A 24,204-nucleotide genomic window follows, 5' to 3' on the forward strand; every position below is an offset into this window, starting at 1 on the left:
TAATGATAATTATTTAGCCTTAACACTTTCTAGTTTCAGAACAGCCTCATTCAATAGGTTTGCATGGAGATATAAATCATCCAGAGACTGTATTTCATATTTAATCTCTTTCTTATTTTCGTCGAGGATTGCCAGATATTTTTTTGCATTCAGATATAACCTGCAAATGGTTTTACGGTTGTTGTCGTCCAGCAGAATAGCGAAATAGGACAACGCATCTCTGTAAGTAATTCTTTTAGGGTCAATAGCTTCCCGAAGGATAGATTTAACCACAAAAAAACCTTCAATTTCTTCTTCCGTTGTCACGATCCCGGAGGCTGGTTCCGCAGCAATAACCTCTTCAATTTTAACTGCCTCAGCAGTATCTTTCTCCTTTTCCTGATTAAGGGCAGATTTAAGACGCTCATTAATGGCATCGTTAATCAGTTGGTTGAAAGAGCGTTTAATGATTGGTGCAAATTGCTCTTTAACCTTAGCGGTAATTACCTTAGGGTATATCTGTTTCGTAAAAAAAGTGACAAAACTATCTGAAGGTTCCGCAATTTCCTGATGAAGTAAGCTTTTCAGCTCATTCAGGTATTTTAACTCACTTGCAGTATTAGTAATGTTCTCTACATCAAAATATGATTTATGGAATTTCTTCAACTCAGCAAGTTCCGTATCCTTAACGTCAGTCAGCCTGAATTCAAAAAACGGGGTACTATCCATTTTATTCTTTTCAACCAGATCCGTGTAAAAACGGTATACCAGTCCATTGGTCAGCAAGCCGAACTTCGCCTTTGTCGTATGGAAATACCGAAACAACTGAGAGTTATGAGGATCAAGATTTTCCAGATGATGTTTACATTCAATTAAGATCGTTGGCTCGCCATCTTTCATAATTGCGTAATCTACCTTTTCGCCTTTTTTAATACCCAAATCAGCAATGTATTCGGGATTCACTTCAAATGGGTTGAAAACATTGTATCCCATGATCTGAATAAATGGCATCACCAAGGCGTTTTTAGTAGCTTCCTCTGTCTGTATCTGAGGCAACATCTTCTCTACCCGGGATGCAAGCAGAATAATCTCATCTTTAAAATCCATGTAACTCTATTTAATTATTAATAACTGATCAACCCCTCAAAACTAGGTAGTCTATGAAGTCATTCCTTACGGGAAACCGTAAGCTGATTATTAGAAGCTTTTATGTTGGAATTTAGATGGAAAGCTTGGGTCTTTGGAGAAACAGAATTCTTAATCATCAAAAAAGCCCGGACATTCAAGAAATAAATCTTGAACATCCGGGCTTCTTAAAAAGTGGTTAAATGCTAGTAACCTGGGTTCTGAACCAGATTTCCATTGCGTTGTAATTCATCTGTAGCTATTGGAAGGAGCAGATTTTTCTCCTGGATGATAGCACCAAGATTATTTGCATGACCAATAACCGGTTCAAACAAAATATTACCTGATCCATCACTTGCCGGAACAGGGAACAACCTTGTTCTTTGGATGTCGAACCAGATCCTGCCTTCAAATACCAATTCTCTATAACGTTCCTTCCAGACTTCCTTGATAAAATCTTCTTTGGACAACTGAGAAAGCTGCGTCTTAATTGCAGTGATATCCTCTTTCCAATAAGCCCTGCCTCTTACCTGCGACAAATATCCAACCGCTTCGCCGGTTACGCCCTCAGAAAGCGCGATAGCTTCAGCTGCGATCAGCAAAGGGTCAGCATACGTGTAAATAGGTTGGTCTTTGCCTGAAGTTGCTGTTTTAAAGGTAGCTTCATCATCCAGCCACATATATGGTGCCGTAGCGAAGTTTAAGGTTGTTCCATCACTTTTGGTTATCGAAGAATGGAAAAATTGCCTTTCCTGTATCCTTAAATCCTTAGTCTTATCGTAGCCCAGTAAAAACTTAGCTGAAGGGCCAAAAGTATTGGCTGTAATCGCAAATTTAGTCTCTGAAGTACCTGTCGCCGGAAATGCCCAGGACGAATAAGTAGAAGTCGCAATCCCAACCGCAAACTCAAAGTAATAAATATACTCATTCGGAGAATTGTCAGCTAAACGCAGCTTATTGTAGCCGGTATTCGTTAGAATCGCATTGCCATTGGCATCAAAACTATTGGCTGTCAGGTTGTATTTATTTGAATTAATGATGATTCTGGCATTTAATGCTGCCTTTGCCGACATGTCCTTTTTCAAAGGAAAACCACTCATCGTCAAATAAACATCTGCCAATAAAGTAGCCACAGCGCCTTTAGTAATCCGTCCACCATTGTTGATCATAGCGACATCTGGTAAGCCACCTTCATTCAGTGCATATTCAAGATCCGAAGTAATCAAATTATAAACCTGTTCTACGGAACTTTTTGCCACGTCCATATTGCTGATATTTTCATAAGGCTCAGTGATTAAGGGAACACCCCCGTACATGCGCACCAATTGAAAATAACCATAAGCCCTGAAGAACTTTGCCTCAGCGGAAAGCTGCTTTGCCTTTCCTTCCGAAACCCCTGGTGTTATAGGAATGTATTTAATTGCATTATTGGCTCTGGAAATCCCGGTATACATGCTACTCCATAGACCTTGCAAATAAGAAGAAAGGTTGGTTCCATTTAAAGTCATGTTCTGCGCATACTGAACATGAATCTCCTGCCCTTTAAACTCATTATCAATATATCCGGTCATGTAAGGGAAAAACATCATTCTCGAACCAGAGTAGGATCCCAGATTTGATTCATACAATTGTGGGGCACCGCTCCGGTATAAGGCGTTCACGGCATTCTCTGCATGCTGAGGATTTTTAAAATACTGACCACTGGAAATTTCGTCCTTTGGAACTTCATCCAGGAACTTTTTACACGATGTACTGAGCATCATGACTAATAATAAACTTATGATTGTTGGTTTCATAATCGATTTTTTGAGTTCAGTTAATATTCAATTTGCTAAGCTTAAAACTGGAAACTAGCGCCCAATGTAAAAGTTCTTGGTTTTGGATACTGGTGGAAATAAATGTTCTGTCCCCATTGGTTATCACCATAAGAAGTTGCTTCCGGATCATAGCCTTTAAAGGATTTCGATTTAATTAAGAATGCATTTTGAACACTTACATAAAAACGCATGCTTTTTAAATTGAGTTTTCCCATTTGCTTTTCTGTCAGGTTATAACCAAGCGTAATCGCACTACCACGGATGTATGATCCGTCCGCTACCCAATGGTCATCCACTTCACTACTTTGTCCGGAATAAGGACCATTACGAATCTGCTGAATTTTGGTATTCGTATTTTGTGGTGTCCAGCTTTCATATAGTGTCGATTTGAAACCATTTGAATACCCTGTTCTATCCTCCGTAGAGTGAAGAAACTGCTGTAATATATCTACGCCTGCTACAAACTGTAATTCGACATTTAAATCCAGATTCTTATAACGGAAGTTGTTGATGAAACTTCCATTCCAGTCCGGCAAACCTTTACCGATAACGCCACGTTCCGTACTACGTTTAGCTGTTCCCGGTACTGCACCTACAAGAGCGGCGGCAGCTGCTTCATCAACACCCCATATTCCCAATCTTTTGTACCCATAAAAAGAGCTTAGACTTTCGCCTACACGCAGAACCGTCTGACTACCGGAAACAAACCCTGGTCCCGGAAAGATATCCTCATTATTTGCACCTAATGCTTCAATTTTGTTTTTATTGAAACTGAAATTCAAGGTAGATTCCCATCGGAAATCAGCAGTAACCACAGGGCTACCACCTAATAAAACCTCGACCCCTTTATTCGAAACAGAGCCTATATTATCTCTAACCGCAGAAAATCCGGTAGAGGTTGGAACTGGTCGGTCTAACAACAGATCTGTAGTTAGTTTATGGTAATAATCTAAGCTAAATCTTAACCTGCTTTTATATAAAGACAGGTCAAATCCTGCATCAAACTGCTTAGATTTTTCCCATTCTAAGTTTGGATTTGGTAAACGATTGACGAAACTCTGAGAAACACGGGTTCCATTGAGCAATATAGTCCCTGCTGAAATGGTTCCCAGAGATTGATAAGTTGGGATTTCTGTATTCCCGGTCACACCATAACTTGCGCGTAACTTTAACTCATCAATAGCCTCAACACCAGACAAGAAATTCTCTTTAGACACTACCCAGCCTAATCCTACGGAAGGGAATACCCCGTATTTATTGTTTTTTCCAAAACGGGATGAGCCATCCACACGACCGGTAACGGTCAACAGATACCTGTCTTTATAACTATAACTACCTCTCAAAAAGTAAGAATTCATGCTCCAACGGTCAAAAGAAGAAGTTGGCGCTCCCGGCTGACTAGCAGACTGTATGCTGTTAAACCTGAAAAAGTCATCAGAAAATCCCTGAGCAGAAACAGCGGTATTGTCTGCCGTTCTTTCCTGCCAGCTTAAACCCAGAACCGCATTAATACGATGATCTCCAATTTCCTTGTTATAATTTAAATAAGTCTCTTCCTGCCAGTAAAAGGAATGCTGATTATCAATAGATGCAGAACCTAAAGGCGCAGAAATATTGATTAAATCTGTAGGACTGTAATTTTGGATGAGGTTATCTCTTTTATCAAAGCCAAATTGAGTCCGTAAATCCAACCCTGGAAGTAAATGGAAAGTAAGGTAAGTATTACCAAATAATTGGTTCCTTTTTCTAAGCCTATCCTGTGTAGTCAGTACATGCACCGGGTTAGCAATCGATTCAAGAGAATAAGGATCCGTAATCATACTGCTGTTTGACCAGCCTCCATCAGGAAATTTCACCGGAAATATAGATGGCATCTCCAACATCGAACGTCTTGGCGACTGATCTCCGCCATCTTCCTGAGTTTCATTAGCTTTAGTGCTGTTTACCAGCAAATTAAAACCAACCGAAAGCCATTTCTTTGGTTTGGCATCATATACAATTTTGGAATTGATCCGGTCAAGCCAGCTATTGAGCATGATCCCTTCCGTTCTTCCATAATTCATAAATGCACCAAATGAGGATTTCTCTGATTTTCCTAATATGCTTAACTGGTGATTGTGTGAGAATGCCGTACGTGTAGCCTCCTCCTGCCAGTCTGTATCATACAAGGGATTTCCGCTTGCATCAAATAACCGGGGATCTTTTTTACTAAATACAGGTGGCGTTCCTGTCGGATTATATTTGCTATAGTTTTCGAAACCTTTTTGAATAACTTCTAAAAACTCCGCTGAATTCAACACCTCTAGTTTTTTTGGTAACACCCCTATACTGAGGTAACCATCATATCCCACCGTAACACCTTCAGTAGCAGCACCACGTTTGGTGGTTACCAGGATCACTCCATTCGCCCCACGGGCACCGTAAATTGCAGTAGAAGAGGCGTCTTTTAACACCTCCATACGCTCAATATCATTCGGATTCAGGAACTGAACATCTTCCATAACCACACCGTCGACCACATACAGGGGATTCGATGAGGAATTGATCGTACCCAGTCCTCTGATTAACACTTTTGGGCTACCAGTAGGGGATCCGGAATTCAAAAACACGTTTACACCCGCTACTTTTCCTTTTAAACCTTGCAAAGCATTATTTACAGGTGCACTAAGCAGGTCTTTTCCAGAAATTACGGCTACGGAACCTGTCACATCAGATTTTCGTTGTGTTCCGTAACCGGTTACAACTACTTCGTCCAAAGCCTGGTTATCAGCAGTCATATACACGTTCAGCTGCCCGTTTGCAGGAACTTTAACTTCCTGACTCTGCATACCGATATAGCTAAATATCAGGACAGAACCAGATGGAACCTCGATCTGAAAACTTCCGTTAGTATTAGTAACGGTTTTTTTATCACCGCCTTTTAACATCACACCTACACCAGGCAGGCTTACAGATCGGTTGGCAGCTTCATAAACTACCCCTTTTACTACGATGCCAGGTTGCGACTGGGCGTAGGTGCTTATGTCTCCCCCTAAATAGATCAGGAACAGCATTAGAATAATAAACTTTCTTTTCATTTCATACAGATTTAGTTGGTTGGTTAATGGTTATTATTTCGGTTTCAAAGCCCCCGATCATATTTACCTTATAAAGGCACCGTACCTTTACCCCATATTGATCAGTTCATAAGAATTATCGCAGTTTCCCCTGTCAATACTCATCCCTTACACCTGCATCAGCAGCTCTTCTCAATATGTACCTACATACCAATGAAAAGCATTTTATGTTTATTATTTTCAATAAATACGCTCATTTAAAGCCTATTAAAAGACTATTTTAATGTCGCTATGTATAAACATACTAAAAAACAACAATAATTGTAAACTATTTCTAATGAATATTTTAAGCATGATCCTGGATAATCACCCGGTAAATGAATGATGCCGGGAAGACTGGAAGAAAATATAAGAATGAAAAATAGAGTGCCGGCTATTTGGGTAGCTTACCTAGCAGCACTTCAAGTACCCCCCCTTTATTCAGCTCCTCAAACTGAAGCGTCAGGTCAGTCAGGGACCGCCCATTAAGTGTTCCGCTCTGGATATAAGGATGATTTGGATCCTGTTGATGAACTTTAATGAGGAAATCGTTTTTACGGATACTTTTAGGAAGTTTAATCCGCACCGTTTCAAACAATGGCGCGCCAATTAGAAAAGAAGGTTCAGCTGCTGTCAGCGCTTTTACATCAAAAAGCCCCATTGCAGATAATACATACCATGCGCCTAACTGTCCCTGATCTTCATCCTGACCATATCCATAACCATGGATGCCATCAGTGCCATAAAACTCATTGCAAATTGCCCTAACCCATTTCTGGCTCAGATCCGGCCTCCCTGCATAATGGAATAACCATGAAATATGTAGGTTTGGCTGATTTCCATGATTATACAACCCTTCAATTCCTGCAAAGGCATCAATATGCGTTCCTCCCCCAAATACATTTTTCTGAGAAATCGTAAAAATACTATCTAACCTGTTGCTGAAAGTCTCTTTTCCAACCAAACTAACCAACTCTTCCGGAGCATGTGGCACATAGAAGGTATACTGCCAGGCATTGCCTTCCTGAAAACCACGCCATGATTCGAAAGGATTAAACTTGTCCAGGAATCTTCCCGCACTATCTTTCGGTCTGATAAATTTCGTCGCCGGATCATAGAGTAATTTCCAGCCTTCTGAAAGTTTAGATAGCTGTTTGTAATCTGAGGACTGATCAAGAGACCTGGCGAATTGTGCCGCTGCAAAAGAAGAAAAAGAATATTCTAAAGTATGAGAAGCCCCAAAAGGAGAGCCTTGTGTATTTAACTCCGGATTCCCGCTCACATCCTTGACATAAGGAGAATAACCTTTTTCCACAAAAATGCCTACGTCCAGTTTCCCCGCTCCGGGAATACGGCCTTTCGCCTCCAGTTCATTTTTTCGTACCGCCTCATAAGCCAATGGAATATCATAATTCCGGATGCCTACATTATAAGCTGCCGCAATGGCCAGTCCGGTGAAATTTGTTCCAACACCAGATACGTATTTACTATTTGCAATGCCATCGCCAAGCCATCCCGCATCTTTATAAACTAACAATTGACTTTGAACCCAATCGTTATAATATTCCGGATAGGCAATAGCCCATAGTTGAGTCAGGTTCCAGAATGCGCCCCAAATTGCATCTGTATTATAATGATGATGTACAGGATTGCCATTTTTTAACAATGGAATCTGACCAATGCTGCCGTCATTTTTAGGATAGGCCCCATTAACATCATCCGCCAGGCCTCTACCTAAAAGCGCATGGAATAGTCCGGTGTAAAACTTAACACGATCTTGCAACAGCCCGCCCTTTACCTCAATCCGACCCAGTGAGTTGTTCCAGGTTTGAATAGCCTTATCCTTTGCCTTTGCAAAAGTTAATCCCCTGGCCTCTTTCATCAGATTCAGTTTAGCATTCTCTACAGAAGTATAGGAAAGACCTGTTTTGATGCCGATTTTCTCCCCTTGCTTTGTTTTAAATCTCAGGTATAGGCCGGCACCCTTTCCCTGTATATTTTTTTGTCCCTCAAACTGCGTACTATCAATAAATGCACCGTAAGACGAGGGAGTTTTATCCAGCTCAGCATAAAAATACATCGTCACATTTGCCCCCTGCTGATATTTCTGAACATAGACCGGCTTAGTCACCACATAGCCCCAGATATGACGATCATCGTAAGTCACTTTAGCATCCAGTACCGGTCCGCTCTCGCCCATCTTATGACCAATATCAAAAATCACATTGGCAGCGTCCGTTTCCGGAAATGTGTATTGATGAAAACCAACTCTTTCTGTAGCCGTAAGCTCAGCTTTTATATTATAATCTTTTAAGCGTACCCGATAATATCCGGCAGTAGCAAACTCGTCAGCCTTATCAAATGAAGATCTATATCCCGAATTCTTTTCCTTTTGTTTACCCGGAATAGTTTTCAACGGACCAACTGTTGGTGCAAATACAATCCCACCAATCTGAAACTCATGAAAATTTGCAAAGCCTTCTATCGAACGGTGGCGGTCGTCATAGCCTACAGCCTCCCATCCTGATGCATTTCCTTCACTCCCATTTGTACTCGGCGCTAATTTTGCCATTCCAAAAGGCACAGCTGCCGGCGTATAGAAAAAATACCGGCTATGCGCAGAACCAATATTCGGCTTCACATATTGAACCAGATCCTCCCCTTTTTGTGCATAAAGTAACGTCGCTTGAATACTAATTAATGAGACTAAAAGAATCCTTTTCATCATGGTTTAAGATTTAGGTTTTACTCCTGCAAGGGCAAATAACTGATTACTGGCAGCTAAATGTACATACATACTCCTCAAATATATTTTAATTCGGCAATACTTTAAAATATATTAGATAATAAAGAGTTAGGTATTCAAAAAAAACCGCAGTCAAAAGATAAATATTCGATTATTTACCAGTAATATTTAAATTTCACTATACTTGTATGTACATACATTCCAGAACCAGCAATATGAATAAACTTAGTCTTTTGACATTTTGTACCTTTTTTACGTTTCCCCTGACTGCTTTTTGCCAGCAGCCACTGTATAAAGATGCCAGCCAGTCTATAGAAATCAGGACTAAGGATTTGATCAGTAGAATGACACTCAAAGAAAAAGTAGGTCAGTTATTGAGTCCTCTGGGATGGGAAATGTACGAAAGACAGGGAAATAAGGTGACGGTCTCTCAAAAGTTCAAGGATATCGTTGCCGAAAAACAGATTGGGATGCTCTGGGCAACATTCAGAGCCGATCCATGGACACAAAAGACACTGGCCAATGGGCTTAATCCTGAAATGTCAGCAGAAGCCGCAAACGAGTTACAGCGATATATGCTAAAAAATACCCGTCTTGGGATTCCGATATTTTTAGCAGAAGAAGCACCTCATGGTCATATGGCTATTGGTACAACCGTATTTCCAACAGGCATTGGACAAGCATCCACCTGGAACCAGGCCTTATTAAAAAACATGTCGGCAACCGTTGCCAAAGAAGTTCGTTTGCAGGGAGGTCATATCAGTTACGGTCCGGTATTAGATTTATCACGTGATCCGCGTTGGTCACGTGTAGAAGAAAGCTACGGAGAAGATCCGGTATTAACCGGTAAACTCGCCGCTTCCATTATTACTGGTTTAGGAGCAGGAAAACTTGCTAATCCTTACAGTACAATAGCCACACTCAAGCATTTTGTAGCCTATGCGATACCTGAAGGAGGTCATAATGGAGCCGCTGCAAGTGTTGGAGAACGCGAACTCCGGGAATACTTCTTACCCCCTTTTCAATCTGCGGTAAAAGCAGGAGCCCGATCCATTATGGCCGCCTACAATTCTATAGACGGTATCCCATGTAGTTCCAACAGCTTCTTACTGACGGATATCTTAATTAAAGAGTGGGGATTTAAAGGTTTCACCGTTTCTGATTTGGGAAGTATAGAAGGCATAAAAGGCAGTCACCGTATTGCAAGAGATTATACAGAGGCTGCAACACTTGCCCTTACTGCAGGTTTAGATGCAGATCTGGGAGGAAATGCCTACCCGAATCTGATCGCAGCAGTAGAAAAAGGAAAAATTGAAGCACGTTTTATTGATACCGCGGTATCAAGGGTACTTCGCCTGAAATTCGAAATGGGATTGTTTGAACATCCATTTGTAAATCCCCCGAAAGCTAAAAAAGAGATTAAAACAAAAGAAAGCATCCTGCTCTCCCGTCAGGTTGCCAGAGAATCAATTGTCCTGTTAGAAAATAAAAACAATATACTTCCATTGAAAAAGGGAATCAAAGTTGCCGTTGTAGGCCCTAATGCAGACAATGTATATAATATGCTGGGCGATTATACCGCTCCCCAGGCTGAGGGCAGTGTCATCACGGTATTACAAGGGCTCCGTTCCAAACTATCGGATTCACAGGTCACTTATGTTAAGGGCTGTTCGATCCGGGATACCACAGATACCAACATCCCACAAGCCGTTGCCTCCGCCGCAGCAGCAGATGTGATCATCGCCGTAGTAGGTGGATCCAGTGCGCGCGATTTTAAAACCGAATACGCCGCAACAGGTGCTGCAATTGCATCCGTTGAAACCGTTTCGGACATGGAAAGTGGTGAAGGATTTGACCGCTCTACGCTCGATCTGCTGGGCAAACAAATGGATTTATTACGGGCATTAAAGAAAACCGGCAAGCCACTTATTGTGATCTACATTCAAGGCAGACCGCTAAATATGAACTGGGCTAAAGAAAATGCAGATGCCTTATTATGTGCCTGGTACCCTGGACAAGAAGGTGGTTCAGCGATTGCTGATGTATTATCCGGAGATTACAATCCCGCAGGTAGACTTCCGATTTCTGTACCCCGAAGCGTAGGACAAATCCCCGTCCACTATAACCGAAAAAGCCCCCTGGATCATCGATATGTGGAAGAAGAAGCCACTCCGCTCTATGCATTTGGATATGGCAAGAGCTATACAACCTTTACCTATGAACAACTGAATATTACCAAAGCAGACCCGAATGGCAGTTATAAGGTATCCTTTACCTTAAAAAATACCGGTGCATTTGATGGAGACGAAGTTGCTCAGCTTTACCTGAAAAATCAGTTTGCATCAACCTCCCAACCTGTCAGACAATTGAAGAATTTTGAGCGGATTAAACTCAAAGCAGGAGCATCAAAGCTTGTGGAATTTGTGCTGACAAAAGACGACCTCTCTATCATTAATAAGGATATGAAAAAGGCATTTGAGCCCAATAGTACATTCACCGTCATGGTCGGATCAGGGTCAGATAAAATCCAACTTCAAAAACAAATAAACTAAATATGAAAAAACATACACTTTACATTTTATCCTGCACATTTTTGGTATTCGGATGCTATGCTAAGGGAAAAGCCCAGCATCAGGAACTGGCTGCTCAAATCCTTGCAGATTCTTCCCTAACCATCGTTGATAATCTGGCAAAAAGCATCATTAAAGAGGGTTTCAATGCAGGAAGCGGTTACTCTCAGATATGGGCCCGTGATTTCAATACACTCATTGAAACATCTTTAGCGGTCCGTTCCAAAGAAGATGTCCGGGGAGCAATCCTGATGTTTTTTGCGCTACAGCAAAAAAACGATGAGATGGTAGATGGTTATGTGGTAAAAAAGGATTTCACCTGGAATGACGATACCCCATATTACTCAGAAGCAGCTCCCGGTCATGTCGGTTTTAAAAATACCGTTGAAACAGATCAGGAAACCTCATTAATCCAATTGGTAGGAAAATATATTCAAAAGACAGGAGACGTTGAATTATTAAATGAAAAAGTAGCCGGTGTAACCGTGCTTGCCAGAATGGAAAAGATGATTGACTACCTGTTGCGCGAACGTTACAACAAAAAATACGGTTTACTTTGGGGAGCAATGACTGCCGATTGGGGCGACGTACAGCCAAATGACACCTTTGGTTGTGATTGGAATGAGCTGTCTAATGAGGCCATCGATGTTTACGACAATGCCATGTTCATGATTGCGCTTCAATATTTAGTAGAAATTGTACCAGACCAACAGAAAGTGGCACAATGGACCAAACTAAAAAAGGGCATCCATGACAAGGTAAGACAACACCTCTGGGACACAAAAAACCAGAAGTTTATCCCACATATTTATCCTGGAAAGTCACCTATCCCAGCCGGATTTGACGAAAACAAAATTCATTATCACGGCGGCACCGCAGTCGCCATAGAAGCCGGATTACTATCTAAGAAAGAGATTGCAACAGTCAACAGGCAAATGGTAGAAAACGTAAAACTGTCCGGCATGCCAAGCATTGGTCTGACTTTATATCCTACTTATCCTGATGGATTTTTCAAAGGAGGAATGTCAAAACCCTATGTTTATCAAAATGGCGGCGACTGGACCTGGTTCGGTGGAAGAATGATCCAGCAACTCATCGCAAATGGTTTTGTAAAAGAGGCCTATGAAGAGGTTCGCCCAATGATCAATCGCGTAGTCAAAAACCAGGGCTTTTATGAATGGTATGGTAAAGGAGATGTACCTGACGGATCAGGTAAATTTAAAGGCTCTGCCGGAGTATTGAGCAAAGCCATTCTACAGTTCAGGGTTTGGGCAGAAGCAAATCAAAAGCAAACTAAATAGATACTGAACGCTTTTCTTTAAGATCTACATAATAGGTTAGTTATGTTTGTTAAACAGTAGTAAGCTTAGGCTTACTGCTGTTTTTTTTATCATCAGTATGGAGTGTTGAGGAAGAAAACGAACAACAACTTAATTCAACACCGGATAAAAATCTTTTAAGGATCGTGTATACAAGCAATAATCTACGACAGAATTCCAGAAGCTGATCTTCTTCAAGTCTGGTGCTCCTACCGGCACCAACATCACAGAACGCATCCCACCCAGCTTAACTGATCCACCCGCAGGCGCTATCCTGTTGTCCACTGCAGTATCTAAGTAATACAGGTAATCATAGACAAACTCTGTATAATATCTTTTAGACACCTGATCTCTGCTGGCCAGCACCACTTTATCATAGCTCTTGCTCAATGCTTCCTGGAACTCCACCGCATTTAATGGCTTCCCATTCAACATCGGCATGACATTGAATTGCCCGTCAATAAACACCCATTTCCCACGGTCCTTCAAATAAACTTCCGTAGCCACATGTCCCGGAGAACCTTTTCTGACCTCCGCATCTTTTGTCTTCAAATAAAGTACACGTGCCGGAAGGCCATGGGCAATCAACTGATCCCTGAGGACTATAGCATAAGCGAAACAAGGAAATCTGCCCCCTGCTTTTGCCTCATTTAAAATCGAAATCCCGTCACTTCCTTTTGGCGCATTGCTACCATCATGTTTCCATTGATGGTGTGTCCAGTTCATAATCGAAAGTACCCTTTCCTGATCAGACTTATCTTTTGCAAGCTGCGCATCCAGCGGATACTGCTTACGCAAGGAATCGAAGTAAGCATCATCTTTTCCCTGAAAATAGAACTTAAGGTCTGCGTGCTCCGCCCCTTTTTCATAAACTATATTATCCCAGACATACGGCTCCGCAGAAATCAACGTAAAGGCTGGTGCAGCATCCCCAAGTTTCACATAAAAGGACCTGGTCTCCCGCGTCCTGATCTTAAAGCGCAAACTATCTTTATCGGTCCTGAAACCAAAATCTTCCGACTTACCATATAATTTCAGTTTCATGCTGTCGCGCTCAATTTGTGGAGATACCCGCCAGCGATTGGAATACCAATCTTCCCCGATCAGTATATCCGCACGGTCAGTACCCGCAAGCAGCAAAGGTTTATTATTGAATTTTTTCTGCGCAAATGCAGAAAATGAAATCGCAGACAGGGCAACCAGTCCGATTAAAACAGGAGCTTTCATGATTGAAATATTTCTTACAATGTACTGATTTCTAACAACGTCAGGAACTCTTCTGACAAGAATTTTTCTTTATTTGATTATAATTTCCGGTTTCACCTGCTCCGGAAGTTTATATAGAAAAAACAACACCGCCAACAAGGCCAGAATATTTACCCCGGTTGCGCCCATATAAGCGTTAACAAACGCGGTTTTACCGGTTTCCGCTCCCAGGAAAGAGAAAAAAGCACCACCTGTCAAACCAATTCCCAGGGCAATTGCCATCTGCTGAATCGTGGAGTATAGTCCGGAGGCAGACCCGGCCAGATCTCCGGGAATGCGCTGCAAGGCCAGCGACATAATGGAAGGCAGTACAGCGCCACAACCCATGCCATACATCAGCAACAGCGGATAAGAAAAATACCAATCCAGGTTCGCCGCACTAAAAAGAACAACATGTAAAACCAGGGATAACATCATCAACAACACCGCCGCCTGGATCACCTTTTTGCCATATTTACTGATCAATGATACGGAAGCTACCGCACCCAAAACATAGCCTAGCCCTTGAGCAACAAATAGCAAACCCGTTTCAGAGGAGCTGACATTTAAGCCATCCTGCAACAGCAATCCCGTAATTAAAAAGTAAGAATCCTGTGCAATGAAATAGAATAAGGCGATAAAAAGACCTATCTTAAAATCGGTATAACTGAATAAACTGATGTTGATCAAAGTACTCAAACCTCTTTTCATTTTAAACTGCTGATCTTTTACGAACCAAAACAACAGCAGGAAAGAAGCTGCTAAAAGTCCGGTGCTCCATAAAGGCCAGCCCAGTTCCCTTCCCCGGATCAGCGGATAAACCAGGCATAAAAGCGCCAGACTCAGCAATACCACCCCGGAAACATCAAAACTTCCTTTACGCGCTCTTTTACTTTCCTCTAAAAAAAGGAAGGCCGTATAAGCCGCAGCAATTCCCAGAGGGATATTGATCAGAAAAATCAGTCTCCAGCCATCCAGATCCTTAAACAGCTCATTTGAAAAATGTATATCCGGTAAAAACCCACCCAGAAATTGTCCGATCACAGAGGCAATTCCGGCAACACTCCCGTAAAAACCCAATGCCTTAGCCCGCATCGTTTGATCAGGATAAAGTAACTGAATGTACGCCAGACTTTGAGGCACCATAAATGCCGCACTTACGCCTTGCAGAGAACGTGCAATATTGAGTTGCAATGGAGTTTGCGCAATTCCACATAATAAAGAGGCAATCGTGAAACAGCACATGGAGATCACATAAACCTTTTTCTTTCCATAGAAATCTCCGGCTCTGGCACCCGTAATCAGAAACACGGCATAACCTAATAAGTAACCTGCAATCACCAGTTGGATATCTGCATCTGTCGCATTGATATCTTTTTTAATGGTTGGAAGTGCTACATTTACAATGAAAATATCCAGTACGGATAGAAAAGCTGCTGCGGAAAGAACGTATAGCGCGCGTTTGTTATTAATTTGCCTGATCATAATTTAAGGAGAATTGAACAAGACAATACGCCTTGTTATGGCCTCAAATATCCCCCGACTTCTAAGCAACGGCAAGTAGTTAACAAAATGATACTTAGTATGGAAAACAATACCAATGCTTATAACCAGGAAGTTGTAAAAGACGAATATTCAACAAATAACTGTGCCGTGACAAATGCGCTCAAAATCATGGGTGGTAAATGGAAGATGTTGCTGATAAAAATTATAGGCGATGACTGCGTCTCCAGGTTTGGCGAACTCAAAAGAAAGATGGACGACATTGCGCAAACCACGCTGACGATACAACTCCGGGAGTTGGAGCGCGATGGGATCATTTGCAGGAAAGTTTATGCGGAATCTCCACCCAGAGTAGAATATAAACTCACTGAAATCGGGATTACCTTGCTTCCGGTAATTCAGGTTTTAACTGATTGGAATGATAAATATTGCAACCTAACAAGATAACCTCTTTGCAATAACCAGCCGAATCTGGCATTGATATACAAAAAAACCGCTATGGATAGGAACATCCACAGCGGTTTTTATACTACTTAACAACCGTTAAATTCTCTTTTAATACCAATTCTCTACTCGAAGAACCGATCATGATTCTAAAATCACCAGGTTCAATAACGGTCTTCATTTCCGCATCAAGCATCTTCAACATATCCGGTGTAATTTCAAATGAAACCTGTTTGATTTCCCCTGCTTTTAAACTAACCCTTTTAAAACCTTTCAATTCTAAAACCGGTCTGGAAACACTGCTCAACAGATCACGGATATACAATTGCACCACTTCATCACCATCATAAGAACCTGTATTCTTCAAAGTAAAATCTGCTGTTACACGCTCCGCTCCTGAAATACTTTTCTTACTCAATTTCAAATCCTTATACTCGAATGTGGTATAACTCAATCCAAAACCAAAAGGGAAAAGCGGTTCGCCACTTAGATTATTGTAGTCATCGCCCCTACCGGTCGGTTTATGGTTATATACCAACGGTAATTGCGATTCATGAACAGGATAAGTAATTGGTAAACGTCCTGCCGGATTATAATCACCAAATAAAGTCTCCGCTACTGCATGGCCACCCTCTTCACCAGGGTACCAGATATTCAATACCGCAGCGGCATCTTTTAACCAGGAGTCCATGGTGATCGCACTACCACCAACCAGCAACACCACTACTGGTTTTCCGGATTTCTCCATGGCCTGAATCAGCTGTTCCTGATTTCCAGGTAAATTCAATAATGCACGATCCAGAAATTCCCCCTCTTTTATTCCTGCTGCAACCACAATCACATCGGCATTTTCAGCTAATTTAACTGCTTCGGCTAAGTCCTTAGCCTGTTGATCCGGTACTTCATAATTCCAGATCAATTTAATATGCGCATTACCTTTAGGCTCTTTAAACTCTACGCGGATCTCATAAGATTTATCCTGATCAAAAGAAAAAGGGACCAGTTGCGTATGGTAGGATCTTTTCTCCCATTGATCAATGACCAACTTCCCGTCCAGATAAAACCGATAACCATCATTTCCCTCCAGACCAATCTGATACGTTCCTGATTTTGGCACTTTAATCGTACCCTTCCATCTGATGGAATACTGGTCGGTTGCCAAACGTTTATCCGGAGAAAAAAGCGTCCACATAAAATCTATCTGCTGATCTGTTTTAGTGAAAACCGGATCGCCACTTAAATTAAGGTTATCGAAATATTCCCCAAAAAGCCCCTGAGCGGTATCCGCTTTTAAGAATTGCTTTGCAACAGGAACATATACTACGGGATTGCGGCTACTTCCCTTACTATAAGTCACATTGACCTTGCCAGCTCCTCTTTTCTTTAAACCTTCAACAATACTAACCGTACCATTACCTGTTCCGCTGTAGCCACCCAAACGGGATTCAATGGCATCTTCTCCTACTACCAGTATATTCTTAATGTGTTTTAGCGGTAAAACTGAGTTTTCATTTTTCAGCAAAACGAAAGACTGTAAAGCGGCCTGTTTCGCTATCGCCTTATGACTTTGATCATCTACTGCTTTTTGAGCTTCCTGCTCAGAAACATAAGGGTTTTCAAAAAGTCCAAGCTCAAATTTTGCCGTTAACACTCTGGAAACCGCATCGTCTATTCTCTGCTGTGGAATTGATCCATCCAGAAAAGGGTTAATAAACAATTTATAGTGATCGAACTCCGTTTGAAAGATCACATCCAGACCTGCTATAATCGCTTGTCTGGTCGCCTCATCATAATCTTTGGCAGTATAATGCAATACATTTGCACCGCCAACAGCCCCGGCATCAGAAATCACGAAGCCTTTAAAACCCCATTCTTTCTTTAATTTCTGAGTCAGTAAATAACGGTTAGAGGTAGCCGGTGTGCCATCAAAAGTATTATAGGCAGTCATTAGCGAACGGCTCTTACCCTGCTGTATTGCTGCTTTAAATGGTGGAAAATAAATCTCCTCCATTAAGCGGTCGTTAAAATGAATCGGGTAACTATCACGTCCGCCATCACCAACATTTGCAACAAAATGTTTCGGTGTGGTAATGATACCCTGACCTTCAAAAGCACTTATAAAAGCCAGGCCCATTTGAGAAGAAAGGAAAGGATCTTCCCCGTAAGTTTCTTCTGTCCGCCCCCAGCGCACATCAGATGCGATATTGATGACCGGAGTTAAGATATCTCTTATTCCTCTTAGTTTGGTTTCCTTAGCAATCGTACCGGCCACCTGGCCCATCATAGCGGGATTAAAACTAGCCGCAAGCGCAATGGCCTGCGGAAAAGCAGTAGCTCCCTTCCTGACTAACCCATGAAGCGCTTCATCAAATGCAATAATGGGGATCCCCAAACGGGTTTCTTTCATAAAATAACGCTGTATCGCATTTACCTTTTTAGCCAGCGTATAGGCATTCTCCTTCGTATTATAACTCAGCATTTGTCCGGCACCGCCGCCACCTTGAGAAACTGCACTCACCTGCAATCCGAAAATACCGTTTTTGTAGCGGTTCTTATCTACGCCATCCAGATCACCTGGAATCATAAAAAGCTGCCAGAATTTCTCTTCAGGAGTCATTCGTGATAATAAATCACTTACCCTTTTATCAATAGGAGCAGCAGGATTCTTATATAAAGGTTTATCTGTTTTTTTAGGAGCTACTGCGAGCGTATCACTTGCTACTGCTGTACTAAATATTCCAAGCAGAACAGGCAATAAAACCACTCTAATCATTATAAATTTCATCAATTACATTTTAAATATCAAACAAGGAAAGTACTAGTCAGCGGGTGTAAATTCAAAAGACAAAGCAGCTTGCTCAACTTTAAGACCAGCAGGAAGCACTATTGCAGTTGCTCCATTTACAGTACTCCATTTTACTTTTTTACCATTGGCAACCATCGTCACTGCTGTACCCTTTTTAGGTGAATTTCCAGTCCAGCTAATTGTGCCAGCCGGTTTTTCCGTCTCAGGTATGCAATAAATCGCATAGCGTTTTTTTCCATCTTTACTTTGGGTAAACCAGATTTGTCCGCTGTGATAATTTTTAGTAATACGGGTATTATAAATGGCCTTTCCGTTTTTAGAAGTCCATTCCCCAATGTCATTCAATTTAGTAACCACCGCATCAGGTAAGGTGCCATCTGCCTTAGGTCCGATACCTAAAAGCAAACTTCCGCCTTTAGCTACAATTTCAACCAGCTTATGAACCACCACATTTGCAGATTTATACTGGTCATTATTCACAAATCCCCATGCCCCACCTAAAGTCATGCAGCTTTCCCAGGGATAGTTTAATTGCGTATCAGGGATCTTTTGTTCCGGTGTCTGATAGTTTTCATACGGTCCATGCACGGTTCTGTCTACCATCAATAAACCTGGCTGTGCTTTTCTTGCCATCCGGGCGATGTTCGGCATATCAATATCCTGACTCCATTTTGGAATATTTGCGCCCCAGGAAAGTACTTCTTCATTAACCGTTTCTAATGGCCTTACCCAGCCGCCATCCAACCACAAAATATCGACACTGCCGTACTTCGTCATCAGTTCTTCCAGCTGATTATAGGTAAATGATTTATACTTATTCCACCGCCATGGGTTCTTTTTGATGTCATAATTGTTGTTGCGATCTGCGGTAGCATATTTAGACCACCAGTAATATTGAGAATGCCAGTCTGGTTTTGAGAAATAAGCACCAATCATAAAACCTTCTTTTCTAAAAGCATCAAAAACATACTTTGCAACATCAGCTTTTGGATTATTCGCAAAAGGGCCTTTAGCGATACTAAAATCAGACTCCTTCGTATCAAACATGGCAAAACCATCATGGTGTTTGGTCGTGAAAACCAGGTATTTCATGCCTGCATTTTTACCCGCTGTGGCCCATTGTTCCGGATTGAAATTTACCGGATTAAAATCTTTACTTAAGCCCCAGTACCATTTTTTATAATCATCATAAGTCTTTGTGCTATCCCTGTCGATCCAGTCTTCAGAGCAAATTGACCAGGATTCTATCATTCCCGGCACCGCATACAATCCCCAGTGCACAATCATTCCAAATTTCTGATCCTGCCATTTATCCAGTTTCTGTTTTACCAGCGGGTCCTTCGGCCATTCATAAACCGTTGATTGCTGATGAACACCATTTTCTTGTGCCAGTAATCTGGTGAAAGCACAAACCAGCAAAGCCGCAATTACAATTCCTTTCTTCATTTAATATATTTAGTTTAAGTTTAGTTTACAATCTTTCCATAGCGTCCATCACTGCTGATAAAACCTTGAATCAAGCCTGAGAGAACCAGAGTCAAAAACCTCATAAGCAGCAAATTTCCTGTTAAAATACACGCAATACATTAGATTTCATAATCGTAACTTAAAAATCAACATGGTGAACTAAAACTATTTAGTAGCAGAGCAGGATAAAATCAACCCCTGAGTTTAGTAAGTAAAATTAACCTGACCTAAATGATAATTTTAAAAGGATTGATTAGTTTAGGCTGATCAATCTTTTACAACACAATGAACCAAATGGAAAGCAGAAGAGATTTCATTAAAAAAGCCACACTACTAACCGGCGCGCTGGGTATTGCAGGAATGTTACCTGCCTCCATACAAAGAGCAATGGCCATAAACCCGTCTCTGGGAAGTACCTATTTAGATGCAGAACATATCGTATTCCTGATGCAGGAAAACAGATCCTTTGACCATGCATTTGGCACGCTCAAAGGTGTACGTGGATTTAACAATCCCCGCGCCATCACATTGCCAAACCAATACCCGGTATGGCTGCAAAGCAATAAAAAGGGAGAAACATACGCTCCTTTCCGCTTAAATATTAAAGATACCAAAGCAACCTGGATGAGTGCCCTTCCCCATTCCTGGGAAAATCAGGTGGATGCCCGCAACAATGGCCGCTATGACGGCTGGCTGGAAGCGAAAAGATCCGGCAATAAGGAGTATGAAGATATGCCTTTAACCATGGGCTATTACAACCGGGAAGACATTCCTTTTTACTATTCATTAGCTGATGCTTTTACCGTTTGCGACCATAACTTTTGCTCTATTTTAACAGGAACAAGTCCTAACCGTTGTTTCTTCTGGACCGGAAAAATCAGGGAAGAACAAAACGCAACCTCTACAGCACACCACTCCAACGGGTATATCGATGGTTCAGAACGCGTATCCTGGAGCACTTTCCCGGAACGTTTATCGAAACATGAAGTCGATTGGAAAATATATCAGAATGAACTGAGTGTAGGCGTAGGTCTGGAGGATGAAGAAGACAGCTGGCTGGCCAACTTTACGGACAACGACATGGAGTTCTTCAAGCAATATCATGTTAAAAGACATCCGGAACATTTAGTCTACCTCCGCAAAGCGAAAATTGAACTGGAAAACAAATTGAAAGAAAAGGAGGACCCAAAACTTCAAAAGAAACTACAATTCGTCACCAAAGAAATCGAATTTCTGGAGGTCAACCCCCTGGAGAAACTCAGTCCGGAGCAACAGGATCTACATAAAAGGGCTTTTGTCACCAACAGGAATGATCCGGATTTCCATACCCTGGAGTCCCATACCTATAATGACAACGGCACAGAAAGAACCGCTAAAATCCCGAAAGGTGATGTATTGCACCAGTTCCGCACAGATGTGGATGCCGGCAAACTACCAACCGTTTCCTGGCTGGTTGCACCATCCAACTTCTCCGATCACCCGGGAGCCCCATGGTATGGTGCCTGGTACTTATCAGAAGCCATAGACATTTTAACGAAAAACCCGGAAGTATGGAAAAAAACCATCTTTGTCCTTACTTACGATGAAAACGACGGATATTTTGACCACTTACCTCCATTTGTAGCGCCAAATCCAAAAGATCCGGCTAAAGGAAAAATATCAAAATCATTAGACAGCAGCGCAGAATATATTTATAAAGGCGAAAACAGTAAAAGAGAAAGTACCGTAGGACTAGGTTTCCGCGTACCGATGGTGGTGGTTTCCCCATGGTCAAGAGGCGGTTATGTCAACTCTCAAACTTTCGACCATACCTCTTCCATTCAGTTTCTGGAACATTTCCTATCCCATAAAACCGGTCAGAAAATCCATGAAGATAACATCAGCTCCTGGAGAAGAAGCCTGTGTGGCGATTTAACATCGGTTTTCAGACCCTACAACGGAGAAAACATTCCCCTGCCGAAAGCAGTAGAAAAAATGCCATTTTTAGAAGGTATTCACAAAGCTAAATTTGCTAAACTGCCCGACAATTTCAAAAACCTGGATACAGCAGCCATTGCAGGAATCCTGAAAAACCCGAAGGGCAATCCAAATTTACCGAAGCAAGAACCCGGTATTAAACCGGCAAATGCGATTCCATATGAGCTATATGCCCATGCAACGCTGGATACTGTCAACAAGCAATTAAAGATTGCTTTCAATGCCGGAAATAAGTTTTTTGGTGATCAAGCAAAAGGTGCGGGTTTTATCGCTTACGCAGGTGATAAAAACTGGGATTTCACGGTAGATGCAGGTGACACGATTGACTATCAATGGCCATTAGCAGATTTCGACAAGGAAGCTTATGATCTAAAGATCTACAGTGCAAATGGTTTTTACCGCAGGTATACCGGTAATGCCAATGATCCTGAAATCGAAATCGCCTTAAAATATCAGGGCGAAAAAGGTGGCAGCAAACCTAATGGAAATGTGATGTTGCACGTCAGACGTTTAACCAAAGGCAATCCGATTAAAATAACCATCAAAGACAACAGCTATAAAAGACCCCTGGTCAATGCAGTTTTAAACAAGAGCCAGGAAGAAATCTTCATTCCTATCGACCTTAAATCAAGCCATAGCTGGTATGATTTTACCGTAACCACGGATAAAAACCAGACCTATAGCCAGCAATTTGCCGGACATGTAGAACATTCAAAAGAAAGCTTTACAGATCCTTTAATGGGGAATTTATATTAACAAAAACACCCGATAGAAAAATCCCTTAGCTCGTACGAACTAAGGGATTTTTACAGTTATTTCAGCAACTTCTGATACCTCAGCAGCGCCTCTAAAAAGTAATAATCTGCATATACCAGCGGCACATCAATCTCGGAATTGTGAGGCATACTACCCACAGAATGCTCCAGGATAAATCCAGCATTTGTACCCGGTTTTGCTAAATAACCATTACCCGACAAGGACTGTAACATCAGTTCTGCTTGTTTAAAATATTTACTACCATCGGCTACAAACGTGCTGAGTTCCAATAATCCGGAAGCAGTCAACGATCCTGCCGAAGCATCCCTTGGAATGTAATCCAGTTTCTTTGCATCATAGGCCCAATCTGGTTGGTAACCGGCCTGATTCACATTAAAGTCCCAGTAAGGAATCTTATCCTTTGGCAAATTAGGATGGTTGATGTAAAAATCTGCTGCTTTTTGAGCCGCTTCCAGGAAACGCTTATCTTTTGTTTCTCTGTACATCATCGTGAAACCATAAATCGCCCAGCCTTGTCCTCTGGACCAGGTTGAATTATCCGAATATCCCTGATTGGTTTGCTGATGAAGCACTTTTCCATCTGCATCATAATCTACCACATGGTAAGTACTAAAATCCGGTCTGAAATGATTCTTCATCGTATTTAATGCATGACTCATTGCCACCTCTTTATACTTAGGATTCCCTGTTAATTTCGACACATAGCAAAGCATTTCCAGATTCATCATATTATCAATGATTACCGGATATTGCCAGGTCGTCTTTTTATCCCATGACTTTTTAGCGTTCCATGATTTGATCAGGCCCACTTTAGGATCAAATCTGGTTAATGCAGACTCTGCCGACTGGATTAATATTTTATGGTATTTTTCAATTTTCTCCGGATCCTTTTCAAACCTTAACGCGTTGCCATAAGAGCAATACATCACAAAACCTACATCATGATGCTGCGTTAAAAACTGTCCTTTCTCCAGAGCCTCTGTCCACTTTGTAGCCGCAGCTTTCCACTCCGGTTTTTGAGTGTACTCATAGAGATACCATAATCCTCCCGGAAAAAACCCACCTGTCCAATCCCAGACATCCGTTGTTCTTACCGAGCCATCTTTATTCGTAGTACGGGGGAACCGTGTGAGGTCAGTAGAGGTCTTCAACAATTGACTATACTGCTTTTCCGCAACAGCAAAATCCTTTTTAATCATCGCTGTTTTCGGCGACAATAACAAGAAGGAAGATGCAGTTACAGATACTGCTAATGCTGATACCAGCAATAGCCTGCTTCTTTTCATTTTAAATTTGGTTAGTTTCATTTGTGGTTATTAAAGGTTAATGGTGAC

The 24,204-nt window shown here is 41.6% G+C and carries 13 protein-coding genes; 4 read left to right on the plus strand and 9 right to left on the minus strand.

Annotation, left to right across the window (positions count from 1 at the left end):
• Positions 1-9: 9 nt before the first annotated feature.
• The 4 genes from OQX61_RS01855 to OQX61_RS01870 all read right to left on the minus strand — a co-directional run bounded on the left by OQX61_RS01855 (position 10) and on the right by OQX61_RS01870 (position 8,744).
• The gene (locus OQX61_RS01855) at positions 10-1,086 is read right to left on the minus strand and encodes a type I restriction endonuclease (protein ID WP_265839938.1); all 1,077 of its coding nucleotides are present in this window, start codon (positions 1,084-1,086) and stop codon (positions 10-12) included.
• Between the two features lie 224 nt (positions 1,087-1,310).
• Complete coding sequence (locus OQX61_RS01860) at positions 1,311-2,900, minus strand: RagB/SusD family nutrient uptake outer membrane protein (RefSeq protein WP_265839939.1); 1,590 nt, start codon at positions 2,898-2,900, stop codon at positions 1,311-1,313.
• 41 nt (positions 2,901-2,941) lie between these two features.
• Complete coding sequence (locus OQX61_RS01865) at positions 2,942-5,998, minus strand: TonB-dependent receptor (RefSeq protein ID WP_265839940.1); 3,057 nt, start codon at positions 5,996-5,998, stop codon at positions 2,942-2,944.
• 412 nt (positions 5,999-6,410) lie between these two features.
• Positions 6,411-8,744, minus strand: coding sequence for a GH92 family glycosyl hydrolase (locus tag OQX61_RS01870; RefSeq protein ID WP_265839941.1), 2,334 nt, complete (start codon positions 8,742-8,744; stop codon positions 6,411-6,413).
• Positions 8,745-8,977: 233 nt separating this feature from the next.
• Between OQX61_RS01870 and OQX61_RS01875 the strand changes: the two genes are divergently transcribed.
• Together OQX61_RS01875 and OQX61_RS01880 are read left to right on the plus strand one after the other, a co-directional pair.
• The gene (locus OQX61_RS01875; RefSeq protein WP_265839942.1) at positions 8,978-11,314 is read left to right on the plus strand and encodes a glycoside hydrolase family 3 N-terminal domain-containing protein; all 2,337 of its coding nucleotides are present in this window, start codon (positions 8,978-8,980) and stop codon (positions 11,312-11,314) included.
• 2 nt (positions 11,315-11,316) lie between these two features.
• Entirely contained in the window at positions 11,317-12,633 is a 1,317-nt protein-coding gene (locus OQX61_RS01880; protein ID WP_265839943.1) for a hypothetical protein, read from the plus strand.
• Positions 12,634-12,762: 129 nt separating this feature from the next.
• Here the strand turns inward: OQX61_RS01880 and OQX61_RS01885 are convergent, their stop codons facing one another.
• Both OQX61_RS01885 and OQX61_RS01890 read right to left on the minus strand, forming a co-directional pair.
• The gene (locus OQX61_RS01885) at positions 12,763-13,878 is read right to left on the minus strand and encodes a transglutaminase-like domain-containing protein (protein ID WP_265839944.1); all 1,116 of its coding nucleotides are present in this window, start codon (positions 13,876-13,878) and stop codon (positions 12,763-12,765) included.
• A gap of 69 nt (positions 13,879-13,947) precedes the next feature.
• Positions 13,948-15,381 (minus strand): MFS transporter, encoded by a 1,434-nt coding sequence (locus OQX61_RS01890; protein ID WP_265839945.1) that lies wholly within the window; start codon positions 15,379-15,381, stop codon positions 13,948-13,950.
• A 99-nt stretch (positions 15,382-15,480) separates the two neighbouring features.
• Between OQX61_RS01890 and OQX61_RS01895 the strand changes: the two genes are divergently transcribed.
• The gene (locus tag OQX61_RS01895) at positions 15,481-15,846 is read left to right on the plus strand and encodes a helix-turn-helix domain-containing protein (protein ID WP_265839947.1); all 366 of its coding nucleotides are present in this window, start codon (positions 15,481-15,483) and stop codon (positions 15,844-15,846) included.
• Positions 15,847-15,928: 82 nt separating this feature from the next.
• On the opposite strand, the gene OQX61_RS01900 is transcribed toward OQX61_RS01895, so the two are convergent.
• Complete coding sequence (locus tag OQX61_RS01900) at positions 15,929-18,628, minus strand: glycoside hydrolase family 3 N-terminal domain-containing protein (RefSeq protein ID WP_265839948.1); 2,700 nt, start codon at positions 18,626-18,628, stop codon at positions 15,929-15,931.
• A 33-nt stretch (positions 18,629-18,661) separates the two neighbouring features.
• Entirely contained in the window at positions 18,662-20,095 is a 1,434-nt protein-coding gene (locus OQX61_RS01905; protein WP_265839949.1) for an alpha-L-fucosidase, read from the minus strand.
• Positions 20,096-20,410: 315 nt separating this feature from the next.
• Between OQX61_RS01905 and OQX61_RS01910 the strand changes: the two genes are divergently transcribed.
• Entirely contained in the window at positions 20,411-22,849 is a 2,439-nt protein-coding gene (locus OQX61_RS01910; RefSeq protein ID WP_265839950.1) for a phospholipase C, phosphocholine-specific, read from the plus strand.
• A 56-nt stretch (positions 22,850-22,905) separates the two neighbouring features.
• Here OQX61_RS01910 and OQX61_RS01915 read toward each other — a convergent pair whose 3' ends face one another.
• Complete coding sequence (locus tag OQX61_RS01915) at positions 22,906-24,156, minus strand: glycoside hydrolase family 88 protein (protein ID WP_265839951.1); 1,251 nt, start codon at positions 24,154-24,156, stop codon at positions 22,906-22,908.
• Between the last annotated feature and the right edge of the window lie 48 nt (positions 24,157-24,204).

It is taken from the genome of Pedobacter sp. PLR (genome assembly GCF_026239675.1).
Lineage (GTDB): Bacteria > Bacteroidota > Bacteroidia > Sphingobacteriales > Sphingobacteriaceae > Pedobacter.